The organism is Streptomyces sp. NPDC048337 (assembly GCF_043201175.1).
In the GTDB taxonomy this organism is placed as follows: Bacteria; Actinomycetota; Actinomycetes; order Streptomycetales; family Streptomycetaceae; genus Streptomyces.
In genome coordinates this window covers 142,329-156,154 of sequence record NZ_JBICYR010000016.1, presented here as the reverse complement: position 1 = coordinate 156,154, position 13,826 = coordinate 142,329, and the positions used below count along the sequence as shown (strand labels likewise).

Below are 13,826 nucleotides of genomic sequence, written 5' to 3'. Positions count from 1 at the left end.
TGACCGGACGGGTGGCCGGCGGCGCCCCGCGTGGCCGCCGCCCGCCCGTCCGGGCTCCACAGAGTTTTCCGTACCACCGTTTCCAGGGAGCTGTTGTCCATGAACCCCCAGGCCCCGGTTTACGTTCGCGCCGAAGACGACGCCTGGCTGACCATGGTGTGGTATCGCTTCTACGCCTGGCGCGGCCGCCGTCCTTTCTGGGCCGGGCTGTTCACCCTCATCAGCGGCTTCCCGATCGCGTACTTCCCGTACGCGGACCTCCGGCTCGGCAACCTCAGCCTCGCGATGGCCACCACGGGCGGCGCGGGCGCACTGATCATCGGGATCCTGCTGATCACGCTGGGCCTCGCCCTCTGGTTCCAGCAGGCGATCCGGGTCTTCGCGGGCGTCGCCTCGATCCTGCTGGCCCTGGTGTCCCTGCCGGTGTCCAACCTCGGCGGCTTCGGGCTGGGCTTCGTACCCGCGCTCCTCGGCGGCGCCCTCGCGCTCGCCTGGGTCCCGGGACAGCCCGCGGAGGAGGCTCCGGCGGACGGCCTGCCGGCCGCGGTCGACCTGGGCAAGACGGAGGCGATGGCCCACGGCGTCCCGGGACAGCGTGAAACGGAAACGCCGGCATACGCGAGCGAGACGACTGCCCACGCCGATGGCGGGAGGAACAGTGCGGGGTGACGAGACGCAGCGGGGCGTGGCCCCAGGCGCAGAGTCCCGTGAGATCAAGGGGCCGCGCCACGCGGCGCCCAGGAAGTCGCTGCTGAACAAGCTCCAGATACCCGTCGGCAAGACGATGGCTCTCGCGGCGATGCCGACGGCCGTGTTCGTCGGGATGGGCATGGCGCCGAAGCTGGCCGTGGCCGACGAGACGGACATCCCGTTCGCCCCCGGGCCGTGTGTGACGCGGTCCGACGAGCCGACGCAGTCGCCGTCCCCGACGGCCTCGACCACGCCCTCGCCGAGCGCGAGCGCCTCGCCCGGTGCGAGCCCCTCGCCGTCCGCGTCCGCGTCCGCGAAGCCCAAGCCGAGCACCTCGCCGTCCCCGTCCGCGTCGGCCACCAAGCCCGCGGCGGACCCCAAGGCCCCGGCCCAGGCCACCACGCCGTCGCCGGCCAAGAGCACGAACCCGCTGGACCCGCTGGGTGTCGGCGACGCGCTCAAGGGCCTCGTCGACAGCCTCGGCAGGCCCCTGAAGGACCCGAAGGCGACGGCGACCCCGACGCCCGCCCCCAGCACGACTCCGGCGCCCGCCAAGACCACCCCGGCCCCCGACCCGTCCGCGGACGCGATCCGCGAGGCGGCGAAGAAGGCGGGCGCCTCCGTCGAGGAGCTCTCCGACGAGGTCAAGGACACCACCAAGACCCCGAAGGACGAGACGGGCGCGACGACCGGCGAGGACGACGCCGACAAGGACGACAAGGACGAGGCGAAGAAGGACGCGGACGGGAAGGAACCCTTCCCCTGTCCGACCTACGACGCCCAGGCCCTGGCCGACGCCGAACTGGAGCAGGGCATCCCGCTCCTGCCGGACGAGCCCTGGTACCTCGACAGCTCGCTGCTGACCCTCTACGGCCTGGACTACCACGGCATCGTCGAGGTGAAGACGGCCGGCGGCAAGACCAAGAAGGTCCTGAAGTTCACCGCGGACTCGCTGGACATCAAGGACCTCTACCAGACGGTCGGCAAGGAGGGGAAAGTCGCCCACCTGAAGTCCCGTCCGGGCTCCACCTCCAAGATCCGCGGCGGCACGGTGACGATGTACACCGAGAGCCTCAAGGGCAACCTCTTCGGCCTGATCCCGATCGAGTTCACCCCGAACAGCCCGCCGCCCCTGAACGTCCCGTTCGCCTTCTTCACGAACGTCAAGGTCGTCCAGGCCGGCCAGTTCGGCGGCACCCTCACGGTCCCGGGCCTCAAGAACTACATCGGCCCGCCGGAGTAGTCCCGTAGGAGATGTGAAAACGCCGAGGGCGGCACCCCCACCGGGGGTGCCGCCCTCGGCCTCTGTGCGGCAGAGTTCAGGCGGTCCGGCGACTTCAGTCGCGCTCGCCGCCGCCCAGGTGGTGGACCCGGACCATGTTGGTGGTGCCCGGGACGCCGGGGGGCGAGCCGGCGGTGATGATCACGGTGTCGCCCTCGTTGTTGCGGCCCAGCTTGAGCAGCTCGCCGTCCACCAGGTCGACCATCGCGTCGGTGGTGTCCACGTGCGGGACGATGTACGACTCGACGCCCCAGCTCAGCGAGAGCTGGTTGCGGGTGTGCGGGTCGGTGGTGAAGGCCAGGATCGGCTGCGTGGCGCGGTAGCGCGACAGGCGGCGGGCGGTGTCACCGGACTGGGTGAAGGCGATGAGCGCCTTGCCGTCGAGGAACTCCGCGATCTCGCAGGCCGCGCGGGCGACGGAGCCGCCCTGGGTACGGGGCTTCTTGCCCGGGACCAGCGGCTGGAGGCCCTTGGAGAGGAGCTCCTCCTCGGCCGCCGCGACGATCTTCGACATCGTCTTGACGGTCTCGATCGGGTAGGCGCCCACCGAGGACTCGGCGGAGAGCATGACCGCGTCCGCGCCGTCGAGGATCGCGTTGGCGACGTCGGACGCCTCCGCGCGGGTCGGGCGGGAGTTGGTGATCATCGACTCCATCATCTGGGTCGCGACGATCACCGGCTTGGCGTTGCGGCGGCACATCTCGATGAGCCGCTTCTGGACCATCGGGACCTTCTCGAGCGGGTACTCGACGGCCAGGTCGCCGCGGGCCACCATGACCGCGTCGAAGGCCGCGACCACGGCCTCCATGTTCTCGACGGCCTGCGGCTTCTCCACCTTGGCGATGACGGGGACCCGGCGGCCCTCCTCGTCCATGACCTTGTGGACGTCCTTGACGTCGTTGGCGTCGCGGACGAAGGAGAGGGCGACCATGTCGCAGCCCATCCGCAGGGCGAAGCGGAGGTCGTCGACGTCCTTCTCCGACAGTGCGGGGACGTTGACGGCCGCACCGGGCAGGTTGATGCCCTTGTGGTCCGAGATGACACCGCCCTCGATGACGATGGTCCTGACCCGCGGGCCCTCGACCTCGGTCACCCGGAGCTCGACGTTGCCGTCGTTGATCAGGATCTGGTCGCCCTTGGCGACGTCACCCGGCAGGCCCTTGTAGGTGGTACCGCAGATGGACTTGTCACCCGGGACGTCCTCGGTGGTGATGGTGAACTCGTCACCGCGCACCAGCTCGACGGGACCCTCGGCGAAGGTCTCCAGACGGATCTTCGGGCCCTGGAGGTCGGCGAGGACGCCGACGGCGCGCCCGGTGTCCTCGGAGACCTTCCGGACGCGGTCGTACCGCTCCTGGTGTTCTGCCTGGGATCCGTGGCTGAAGTTGAATCGGGCCACGTTCATACCTGCCTCGATGAGCGCTTTCAGCTGCTCATACGAGTCGACGGCGGGGCCCAGCGTGCAGACGATTTTGGAACGGCGCATGGAGCGGATCCTATCCGTTTGTTTCGTAGCGGAATATTCCGTCTGGTGGAAAGTCCAAGTGACTACTGAGTAACCAGCGCGTACGCCTGGGTCGCGATCTCCAGTTCCTCATCGGTCGGGACCACGGCCACGGCCACCCGCGCGTACTCCGCCGAGACCAGCCGCGGCTCCGGGGAGCGCACCGCGTTGGCCTCCAGGTCCAGCGCCAGGCCCAGCTCGGCCAGGCCGTCCACCGCGGCCTCCCGGACCTGGTGGGCGTTCTCGCCGACCCCGGCCGTGAACGCCACCGCGTCCACCCGGCCGAGCACCGCCGAGTAGGCGCCGATGTACTTCTTCAGACGGTGGACGTACGCCGCGAAGGCGGTGCTCGCCGCCTCGTCGCCCTCGCCCGCCCGCCGCAGCACCTCGCGCATGTCGTTGTCGCCGCACATGCCCAGCAGACCGCTCTTCTTGTTCAGGAGCGAATCGATCTCATCCACCGAGAGGCCGCCCACCCGCGCCAGGTGGAAGACGACCGCCGGGTCGAGGTCGCCCGAACGGGTGCCCATGACCAGACCCTCCAGCGGGGTCAGCCCCATGGACGTCTCCACGCACACCCCGCCGCGGACGGCCGAGGCCGAGGCGCCGTTGCCCAGGTGCAGCACGATCACGTTCACGTCCTCCACCGGCCGGCCGAGCAGCGCGGCCGTCGCCCGGGACACGTAGGCGTGGGAGGTCCCGTGGAAGCCGTACCGCCGGATGGAGTACTTGTCGGCCGTCGCGGCGTCGATCGCGTACCGTGCCACGTACTCCGGCATCGTCGAGTGGAAGGCCGTGTCGAAGACGGCGACCTGCGGGATGTCCCCGCGCAGCCCGCGCGCCACCTCGATGCCCGTCACGTTCGCCGGGTTGTGCAGCGGGGCGAGGGGGATCAGGTTGCGGATCTCCGCCAGCACCTCGTCGTCGATGACGGTCGGCTGCGTGAACCGCGTCCCGCCGTGCACCACACGGTGCCCCACCGCGGCCAGTTCGGGGGAGTCCAGGCCCATCCCGTCGGCGGACAGCTCCGCCGCCACCGCCGCGAGCGCCGCCTCGTGGTCGGCGATCCGGCCGAGCGTCTCCCGCTTGCCGCCCGCGGCGCCCGGCCCGGTCAGCGGCTCGTGCACGAGCCGGGAGGTCTCCTCGCCGATGCGCTCCACCAGGCCCACGGCCAGCCGGGAGCGGTCCGCCATGTCGAGGAGCTGGTACTTCACCGACGAGGAGCCGGAGTTGAGGACGAGTACGCGCGATGCGGTCACGGTGGGGGTCTTTCCTTTTCGGTGGGAGGTCGGTCCGGTCAGGCGGTGGGCGCGGGCGCGCCCTGCGCCTGGATCGCGGTGATGGCCACGGTGGTGACGATGTCCTGCACCAGCGCGCCGCGCGAGAGGTCGTTGACGGGCTTGCGCAGACCCTGGAGGACGGGGCCGACCGCCACCGCGCCCGCCGAGCGCTGCACGGCCTTGTACGTGTTGTTGCCGGTGTTGAGGTCGGGGAAGATCAGCACGCTCGCGCGGCCGGCCACCTCGGACCCGGGCAGCTTGGTCGCGGCGACCGAGGGCTCCACGGCCGCGTCGTACTGGATCGGGCCCTCGATGAGCAGGTCGGGGCGCTGCTCGCGGACGATCTCGGTGGCCTTGCGGACCTTCTCCACGTCCGCGCCGCTGCCCGAGGTGCCGGTCGAGTACGAAAGCATCGCGATCCGCGGCTCGACGCCGAAGGCGGCCGCGGTGGCGGCCGACTGGACGGCGATGTCGGCGAGCTGCTCGGCGTCGGGGTCCGGATTGACGGCGCAGTCGCCGTAGACCAGGACCTGGTCGGCCAGGCACATGAAGAAGACCGAGGAGACGATGGACGCCTCGGGCTTCGTCTTGATGATCTCGAAGGCCGGGCGGATGGTCGCGGCGGTGGAGTGCACCGAGCCGGAGACCATGCCGTCGGCCAGGCCCTCCTGGACCATCAGGGTGCCGAAGTAATTGACGTCGGTCACCACGTCGTTGGCCAGCTCGACGGTCATGCCCTTGTGGGCGCGGGCCTTCGCGTAGTACTCGGCGAAACGTTCCCGCAGGGGGGAGGTGGCCGGGTCGATGAGCTGGGCGCCCGAGATGTCGATGCCGAGGTCGCCGGCCTTCTTCAGGATCGCCTGCTCCTCGCCCAGCAGGGTCAGGTCGCAGACCCCGCGGCGCAGCACCACGTCCGCGGCGCGCAGCACGCGCTCCTCGGTGCCCTCCGGCAGGACGACGCGGCGGCGGTCGGAGCGGGCCCGCTCCAGCAGCTCGTGCTCGAACATCATCGGGGTGACGCGCTCCGAGCGGGCCACCGACAGCAGGTCGCGCAGCTCGCCGGTGTCCACGTGCCGCTCGAAGAGGCCGAGCGCGGTCTCCAGCTTGCGCGGGGTCGCGGAGTTCAACCGGCTCTGCAGCGAGAAGAGTTCGGCGGCGGTCGGGAAGCTGTTGCCGGCCACCGACACCACCGGCGTGCCCGGGGCCAGCTTCGAGGCCAGCGTCAGGATGTCCGGGCCCGGGCGCTCGTTCAGGGTCAGCAGCACGCCGGCGATCGGCGGGGTCCCCGAGGTGTGCGCGGCCAGCGCGCCGACGACGAGGTCGGAGCGGTCCCCGGGGGTGACGACCAGGCAGCCGGGGGTCAGGGCGTTCAGGAAGTTCGGCAGCATGGCGCCGCCGAAGACGAAGTCGAGGGCGTCGCGGGCCAGCCCGGCCTCGTCGCCGAGGAGCACCTCGCCGCCGAGCGCCCGGGTGATCTGGGCGACGGTCGGTGCGGACAGCGACTTGTCGTCCGGGAGCACGTAGCAGGGCACGGGCAGCCGGGCGGCGAGCCGCTCGGCTATGGGGTCCCGGTCCTCGGGGGCCACCCGGTTGACCACCATCGCGACGACGTGGCAGCCCAGGCTCTCGTACGCGCGGTAGGCGTTGCGGGCCTCGGCGCGCACGGCCTCGGCGGGGTGCTTGGTGCCGCCCACGACGGGAACGACGACCGCCCCCAGCTCGTTGGCGAGGCGGGCGTTGAGCGCCAGCTCGTCCGGGAGGTTGGTGTCGGCGTAGTCGGTGCCGAGGACCAGCATGACCTCGTAGTCGCGGGCCACCCGGTGGTAGCGGTCGACCAGCCGGGAGACGAGCTCGTCGGTGCCCTTCTCGGCGAGGATCGCCGAGGCCTCCTGGTACTCCATGCCGAAGGCGGTGGCGGCGTCCTGGTCGATCCGGTAGCGCGCCTTGAGCAGTTCGAAGAGCCGGTCCGGCGCGTCGTGGAGCAGCGGACGGTAGACGCCGACCCGGCCCGTCTGCCGGGTCAGGAGCTCCATGATCCCCAGTTCGACGACCTGGCGGCCGTCCCCCCGCTCGATACCGGTCACGTACACGCTGCGCGTCACGCGTGCTCTCCGTCCATGTGTGTCTGGGAGTCGATTGACCCAGTTAGGGTGGGCTTGACCTCTTGACAATACCTCTGCGGATGGATAGGGCGCCCGCCGGGAAATAGGCCTGGCCAGGGGGGTCGAAAGGCCCTGCGCGCGGAGCAGTACGAAGCGCGCCGCACCCGGGGCCCGTGGAACAATCGGACAGGCTTCATCAATACGCCCTTCATATGTACGGCCGTCCGCCCGCACGCGAACGTCCAGGTACGACCAGGAGCAGGAGACACAGCACGATGCGTATCGGAGTTCTCACCGCAGGCGGCGACTGCCCGGGCCTCAACGCTGTCATCCGGTCGGTCGTACACCGAGCCCTGGTCGGTCACGGGGACGAGGTCATCGGTTTTGAAGACGGCTTCAAGGGTCTGCTCGACGGCCACTTCCGCCCCCTCGACATCAACGCGGTCAGTGGCATTCTCGCCCGCGGCGGCACGATCCTCGGCTCGGCGCGCATGGAGCGGGCCCGTCTCCACGAGGCCGCGGAGAACGCGCAGGAGCTGGCGAAGCGCTACGGCATCGACGCGCTCATCCCGATCGGCGGCGAGGGCACCCTGACCGCCGCCCGGATGCTGTCGGACGCCGGGATGCCGGTCGTCGGCGTGCCGAAGACCATCGACAACGACATCTCCTCCACCGACCGCACCTTCGGCTTCGACACCGCTGTCATGGTCGCCACCGAGGCCATCGACCGCCTGAAGACCACCGCCGAATCGCACCAGCGCGTGATGGTCGTCGAGGTCATGGGCCGCCACGCGGGCTGGATCGCCCTGGAGTCCGGCATGGCCGGCGGCGCCCACGGGATCTGCCTGCCGGAGCGCCCCTTCGAGGTGGACGCCCTGGTGAAGATGGTGGAGGAACGATTCGCCCGCGGTAAGAAGTTCGCCGTCGTCTGCGTCGCCGAGGGCGCGCACCCGGCCGAGGGCTCCATGCCGTACGAGAAGGGCGAGATCGACCAGTACGGCCACGAGCGCTTCGCCGGCATCGGCAACCGCCTGGCCGTCGAACTGGAGCACCGCCTGGGCAAGGAGGCCCGCCCGGTCATCCTCGGCCACGTCCAGCGCGGCGGCACCCCCACCGCCTATGACCGCGTCCTCGCGACCCGCTTCGGCTGGCACGCCGTCGAGGCCGTCCACCGCGGCGAGTTCGGCAACATGACCGCCCTGCGCGGCACCGACATCGTGATGGCCCCGCTGGCCTCCGCCATCACGGAACTGAAGACGGTCCCCGAGAACCGCATGTACGAGGCCGAGTCGGTGTTCTGACCTTCCGGTAGGGGCCGGACTTCCCGGTCTCCGGGACTTCCGCCCCGAATCCTCAGGCCGAACGGCCCCGATCCCGTCCCCCGCGCGGACGGCTCGGGGCCGTTCGAGCAGGCACCCGGTCCGTCCGGATGTGTCCTACGACGCACCGCCCGCGAGCTGCCAGAAGCGGTCCACGATCTCCGCGAGGAACTCCCGCCCCGCGTCCCCGCTGGCGGCCTCACCCCCGCCGCCGCCCCAGCTCAGGGTGGCCACCATCCGCGACTGGTAGTCCCCGTGCAACTGTTCGAGCACGGCCTCCAGGTGGCCCTTGGGGATCGGCAGCAGCTTGGCCAGCGGCTTGACGTACGCCTGCCAGCGGGTGGTCACCGCGCTGCGCAGCAGGTCCGCCAGCTCGTCCTCCTTGCCGGTCGCCGAGACGAACTGGGCCAGCGTCAGCCCCAGCACCGTCGCGAGGGCGGCGGACTGCCGCTCGTTGCCCTTCCAGCGCCCGGTGTCCTCCATCCTCTGGTACGAGTTCGTCTCCAGGCCGAGGCGCCGGGCGAGGTCGTCGACGGACAGCCCCCTGGCGATGCGGTGCTCCCGCAGGGTGACCGGCTCGGCGAGCAGCTCCCCGGGCGCGCACCACAGGACGCCGGCGAGCGCCGTGAGCTCGGCCTGGGTGGGCGAAATCTCGCCACGCTCCCAGGCCATCACGGTCTCGGGGGCGACGATCAGTCCGTACTGGGCACGCAGGCCATAGGCGACATGACCGGGAGCCATGCCCAGGGCCGCACGCAGACGGCGCGCGGCGGGGGCATTGAAAGGTGGGCTGGAGTGCACACGGCACACCGTAGAAGTGGCCAAGGTGCGCCGACTACAGACCAAACAAACAAGCCCATAACTCGTAGGAAAGTCCCATGGAGTTCGGGCCTTTTTGCGGGTTTCCCGGCGACTGTCCGGTAATCGGTGCACTCGAAGATCGACTACTGCGTACGGTTCCAGCCAAAAGCCCTCGACGCAAGAGCCCTCACAGCCCCTCCACAATGTGGACTCGGACCCTTCCATTTGCCTTGACGTCGGCGTCAAGGATTAGCGTCGGGGCATGCGAATCGGCGAACTGGCGGAGCGGGCCGGAACCAGCACGCGGACCCTGCGGTACTACGAGTCGCGCGGGCTGCTGCCCGCACGGCGAACGGACAACGGCTACCGCACGTACGACGAGGACGACCTGCGCCTGCTGCGCCAGATCCGGATGCTCCAGGACTTCGGTTTCGAGCTGGAGGAGACCCGCCCGTTCGTGGACTGCCTGCGGGCGGGCCATCCGGCCGGGGACTCCTGCCCGGCCTCGCTGGCCGTCTACCGGCGCAAGCTCGGCGAGCTGGACGGACTCATCGGCCAGCTGGCCGACGTACGGGACCAGGTCGCCCGGCAGCTGGCCGCCGCCGAGAAGAGCGCAGGCGCCGAAGCGGCGCCGCGCTGCGAGATGACGGGCTGATACGACGTGAGGGCAAACGACGTGAGAGGGGAAACGACATGATCCACGCACAGGATGTGGCAGAGGTGACCGACGCGGACTTCGAGGCCGAGGTGCTCGGCGAGCGCGGCCGGCCCGTCCTCGTGGAGTTCACCGCGGACTGGTGCGGCCCCTGCCGCCAGCTCGCGCCGGTGCTGTCCGCCGTCGCCGCCGAGGAAGCCGACCGCCTCAAGGTCGTGCAGATCGACGCGGACACCAACCCGGGGACCGTCACGCGGTACGGGGTGCTGTCCATGCCGACCCTGCTCGTCTTCCGCGACGGCGAGCCCGTGCGGCAGATGGTCGGGGCCCGGGCCAAGCGCAAACTGCTCCAGGAACTGGAGGAGCACCTGGCCCCGGCCCGGGCGACCGCTACGGCCTGAGCCAGACCGTGGCCAGCGGCGGGAGCGTCATCCGCAGGCTCGCCGGGCGGCCCTGCGCCGGGACCGGCTCGGGGCGCAGCGGCTGCAGGTGCCGCACGCCGCTGCCCCCGTACTGCTCCTGGTCCGTGTTGAGGACCTCCCGCCACAGCGGGACCTCCTCGGGCACCCCGATCCGGTACCCGTGCCGGACCACCGGCGAGAAGTTCGACACGCACAGCAGCTGCGAGCCGTCCTGCGCGTACCGCAGGAAGGCGAACACGTTGTCCTCGGCGGCGTCCGCCTCCACCCAGGCGAAGCCCTCCGGTACGGTGTCCCGCTCCCACAGGGCGGGCGCCGCCGCGTAGGTGCGGTTCAGGTCGCCCACCAGCGTCCGCACGCCCCGGTGGTCGCCGGCCGCCGCGTAGGAGGAGTCCAGCAGCCACCAGTCCGGCCCGTACACCTCCGACCACTCCGAACCCTGGGCGAACTCCTGCCCCATGAAGAGCAGTTGCTTGCCCGGGTGGGCCCACATGAAGCCCAGGTAGGCCCGGTGCGCGGCCCGCTGCTGCCACCAGTCCCCGCCGGGCATCTTCGACACCAGAGAGCCCTTGCCGTGCACCACCTCGTCGTGCGAGATCGGCAGTACGTAGTTCTCGCTGAAGGCGTACACCATCCCGAAGGTCATGTCGTGGTGGTGGTACTTGCGGTGCACCGACTCCTTCGACATGTAGCGCAGGGTGTCGTGCATCCAGCCCATGTTCCACTTCAGGCCGAAGCCCAGCCCGCCCACGTCCGTGGGCCGGGTGACCCCTTCCCAGGCCGTGGACTCCTCCGCGATCGTCACGACCCCCGGGCAGCGCCGGTACACCGTCGCGTTCATCTCCTGTAGCAGGGCCACCGCGTCCAGGTTCTCCCGGCCGCCGTGCTCGTTGGGCGCCCACTCGCCCTCGCCGCGCGAGTAGTCGAGGTAGAGCATCGAGGCCACCGCGTCCACGCGCAGCCCGTCCACGTGGAACTCCTCGCACCAGTACACGGCGTTGGCGACGAGGAAGTTGCGGACCTCCTTGCGCCCGTAGTCGAACTCCAGCGTCCCCCAGTCCGGGTGCGCGGCCCGCCGAGGGTCCTGGTGCTCGTACAGCGGCCGCCCGTCGAACTCGGCGAGCGCCCAGTCGTCGCGCGGGAAGTGCGCCGGCACCCAGTCGACGATCACCCCGATCCCGGCCCGGTGCAGCGCGTCCACCAGGAAGCGGAAGTCGTCCGGCGTGCCCATCCGCGAGGTCGGCGCGTAGAAGCCGGTCACCTGGTAGCCCCACGAGCCCCCGAAGGGGTGCTCGGCGACCGGCATCAGCTCCACGTGCGTGAAACCGAGCTCCTTCACGTACGCCGGGAGCTGCTCGGCCAGCTGCCGGTAGGAGAGCCCGGGCCGCCAGGAGGCCAGGTGCAGCTCGTACACCGAGAAGGGGGCCTGGTGCGCGGGCCGGGCGCCGCGGTTCGCCATCCACTGCGCGTCCTGCCACGCGTACCGGGAGGCCGTGACCACCGAGGCGTTAGCCGGGGGGACCTCCGCGGAGCGGGCCATCGGGTCCGCGCGCAGCGTGTGGCTGCCGTCGGGGCGCGTGATGTCGTACTTGTACAGCGCACCGGCGCCCACGCCGGGAAGGAAGAGCTCCCACACGCCGCTCGCGCCGAGCGAGCGCATCGGGTAGGCGACGGAGTCCCAGTACGAGAAGTCGCCGGTGACCCGCACCCCCTGGGCGTTCGGCGCCCACACCGTGAACCGGGTCCCGGCCACCCCCTGGTGCTCGATCGGCTCGGCGCCCAGGGCCTTCCACAGCTGCTCGTGCCGGCCCTCGCCGATCAGGTGCAGGTCCAGCTCGCCGAGGGAGGGCAGGAACCGGTACGGGTCGTGGATCTCGATCTCGTCGCTGTCGTACGCCACCAGCAGCCGGTAGTCCGGCACCCCGGTCAGCGGCAGCAGCCCGGAGAACAGCCCGTCGCCGTCGTCGTGCAGCTCGGCCCGCAGCCCCTTGGCGAGGATCGTGACCGCCTTCGCGTACGGGCGCAGCACGCGGAAGGCCACTCCGCCCCGCTGGGTGCGCGCGCCCAGCACCGCGTGCGGATCGTGGTGCCGGCCCTCCAGCAGCCGGGCCCGCTCCTCCGCGCCGAGCGCGGGCGCCGGCCGGACCCCGCGGGGAGGGGAGGCGCGGCGGGCCCGGGGCGCGCGCGGCTTGCGCGGGGCGGGCGGGGCGGCGGGTGCGGCTTCGTCCCTGACGGTCGGTGACGGCTGTCGTGCGGCGCTCACGCGAGCGGCCTCCTCGGGGGCATCTGGTGGGGGGTGGGGTGCGAGGCGATGGAGCCGGGGGCGGGCGGGGTCGGCGGCATCCGGTGGGCGGGCCGCTGGGGCTCCGAGAGCCGGCGGATCGCGGCCATCGGGACGTGCAGCCAGTCGGGGCGGTGCCGGGATTCGTAGCGCGCCTCGTACACCGCCTTGTCGGTCTCGTATGCCCGCAGCAGTACGGGGTCCTCGCGGGGGTCGCGGCCCGTGGTGCGGGCGTAGCCCTCGCAGAAGGCGGCCCGGCAGTCGTCCGCCCAGGCGGGGGCGAACGGCCGGTGCGAGCGGGCGGCGTAGTCGAAGGAGCGCAGTATCCCGGCGATGTCCCGCACCGCCGGCTCGGGGCGGCGCCGGTCGGCCAGGGGCCGGGCCGGCTCGCCCTCGAAATCGATCAACGACCAGCTGCCGTCGAGGGTGCGCAGGGTCTGACCCAGATGGAGGTCCCCGTGGATCCGCTGGGCGGGCACCCCGGCACCCCGGGAGGCGGCCAGGGCGTCGAAGGCCCCCCGCAGCCCCGGCTCGTAGGGCCGCAGCGCGGGCACCTCCCGGGCCGTGGCGGCCAGCCGGGCCGTCATCCCGGCGGCGAGCCGGGCCGTCTGCTCCGGGCCGAGCGCGAGGGTGGGCAGGGCGGCGGCGAGCGCGCTGTGCACCTCGGCGGTGGCCCGCCCCAGCGCGTGCGCCTCGGCGGTGAAGTCGGCCCCGGCGCCGAGCCGGCGCAGCGCGAGCTGCCAGCCGTCGTCGGAGCCGCGCAGGTAGGGCTGGAGCACGCCCAGGGTCAGCGACTCGCTGCCGGGCAGCTCGGCCTCGTACCAGGCGACGGGCGCGGGGACGCGGGCGCAGCCGGCGGCGGCCAGGGCTCTGGGCAGCTCCAGGTCCGGATTGACTCCGGGGCCGACCCGGCGGAACACCTTGAGGATGTACGAATCCCCGTAGATCAGGGAGGAGTTGGTCTGCTCACCGGACAGCTGCCGGGGCGTGAGCCCGGCCGGGACGGTCGCGTCCGGGTCCCGGTCGAAGCGCAGCGGGCCGAGGGAACCGGGGGAGCGCAACCGTTCCAGCAGTATCGCCGCGAGGCGGGGATCGCCCAGTGCCTCGTACACCGCGCGGCCCGCGTACGGGCCGTCCTCGGCGTGGCCGATCAGGGTGGGCGCGAGGGCGGGCGGCAGCGACGGCCGGATGCCCAGGAGCAGTTGGTAGCAGTCCCCGTCCACGTCGAGGAGCAGGTGCAGCAGTCCGGGGGTGGAGCCCGGCGGCAGCAGGTCGGCCGTCGAGACGGCCCTCAGCCTGCTGATGGGGCGGCCTTTGCCCGCGAACCAGCGCTGGGTGGGCAGCCAGGCCCGCAGCATGGGTTCCAGCGGGCCGATCCCGGCGGCCCGGTCGGCCGTCAGCCGGCTCCGGGCGGATGCAGCCTCCGACATGGCGTCGCGTCCTTTCCCCGGGCCGTCACGAAGTGCGCAGAGTGTCCCGGATGCGCGGCAGTT

The 13,826-nt window shown here is 71.6% G+C and carries 11 protein-coding genes; 5 read left to right on the top strand and 6 right to left on the bottom strand.

The window, feature by feature from the left end; translation table 11 throughout:
• The first annotated feature begins 99 nt into the window (after window positions 1-99).
• Both ACGFYU_RS24720 and ACGFYU_RS24715 read left to right on the top strand, forming a co-directional pair.
• The gene (locus ACGFYU_RS24720) at window positions 100-669 is read left to right on the top strand and encodes a DUF6114 domain-containing protein (RefSeq protein ID WP_393829497.1); all 570 of its coding nucleotides are present in this window, start codon (window positions 100-102) and stop codon (window positions 667-669) included.
• On the top strand, window positions 659-1,933 hold the full coding sequence (locus tag ACGFYU_RS24715; protein WP_393829496.1) for a hypothetical protein: 1,275 nt from the start codon (window positions 659-661) through the stop codon (window positions 1,931-1,933). Before ACGFYU_RS24720 ends, ACGFYU_RS24715 begins: the two co-directional genes overlap by 11 nt.
• A 94-nt stretch (window positions 1,934-2,027) precedes the next feature.
• Here ACGFYU_RS24715 and pyk read toward each other — a convergent pair whose 3' ends face one another.
• The 3 genes from pyk to pta form a co-directional block, all read right to left on the bottom strand.
• Window positions 2,028-3,458: a pyruvate kinase gene (pyk, locus tag ACGFYU_RS24710; RefSeq protein WP_393829495.1), complete on the bottom strand. Its 1,431-nt coding sequence runs from the start codon at window positions 3,456-3,458 to the stop codon at window positions 2,028-2,030.
• A gap of 62 nt (window positions 3,459-3,520) precedes the next feature.
• On the bottom strand, window positions 3,521-4,735 hold the full coding sequence (locus ACGFYU_RS24705) for an acetate kinase (RefSeq protein WP_393829494.1): 1,215 nt from the start codon (window positions 4,733-4,735) through the stop codon (window positions 3,521-3,523).
• 38 nt (window positions 4,736-4,773) lie between these two features.
• On the bottom strand, window positions 4,774-6,858 hold the full coding sequence (gene pta, locus ACGFYU_RS24700) for a phosphate acetyltransferase (protein ID WP_393829493.1): 2,085 nt from the start codon (window positions 6,856-6,858) through the stop codon (window positions 4,774-4,776).
• Between the two features lie 275 nt (window positions 6,859-7,133).
• On the opposite strand from pta, the gene ACGFYU_RS24695 reads away from it, so the two are divergent.
• Window positions 7,134-8,159 carry an ATP-dependent 6-phosphofructokinase gene (locus ACGFYU_RS24695; RefSeq protein ID WP_393829492.1) on the top strand — a complete coding sequence of 342 codons (1,026 nt, stop codon included), beginning with the start codon at window positions 7,134-7,136 and terminating at the stop codon, window positions 8,157-8,159.
• 135 nt (window positions 8,160-8,294) lie between these two features.
• On the opposite strand, the gene ACGFYU_RS24690 is transcribed toward ACGFYU_RS24695, so the two are convergent.
• The gene (locus ACGFYU_RS24690; protein WP_393829491.1) at window positions 8,295-8,978 is read right to left on the bottom strand and encodes a helix-turn-helix domain-containing protein; all 684 of its coding nucleotides are present in this window, start codon (window positions 8,976-8,978) and stop codon (window positions 8,295-8,297) included.
• Window positions 8,979-9,240: 262 nt separating this feature from the next.
• On the opposite strand from ACGFYU_RS24690, the gene ACGFYU_RS24685 reads away from it, so the two are divergent.
• Both ACGFYU_RS24685 and trxA read left to right on the top strand, forming a co-directional pair.
• A complete protein-coding gene (locus tag ACGFYU_RS24685; RefSeq protein WP_393829490.1) occupies window positions 9,241-9,633 on the top strand; it encodes a MerR family transcriptional regulator in 393 nt (130 codons plus the stop codon).
• 38 nt (window positions 9,634-9,671) lie between these two features.
• A complete protein-coding gene (gene trxA / locus ACGFYU_RS24680) occupies window positions 9,672-10,034 on the top strand; it encodes a thioredoxin (protein ID WP_393829489.1) in 363 nt (120 codons plus the stop codon).
• On the opposite strand, the gene glgB is transcribed toward trxA, so the two are convergent.
• Window positions 10,024-12,315: a 1,4-alpha-glucan branching enzyme gene (glgB, locus tag ACGFYU_RS24675; RefSeq protein ID WP_393829488.1), complete on the bottom strand. Its 2,292-nt coding sequence runs from the start codon at window positions 12,313-12,315 to the stop codon at window positions 10,024-10,026. The two genes, trxA and glgB, sit on opposite strands and share 11 nt — an antisense overlap.
• Window positions 12,312-13,763 (bottom strand): phosphotransferase, encoded by a 1,452-nt coding sequence (locus ACGFYU_RS24670; protein WP_393829487.1) that lies wholly within the window; start codon window positions 13,761-13,763, stop codon window positions 12,312-12,314. The genes glgB and ACGFYU_RS24670 overlap by 4 nt, the downstream gene beginning before the upstream one ends.
• Window positions 13,764-13,826 lie beyond the last annotated feature (63 nt).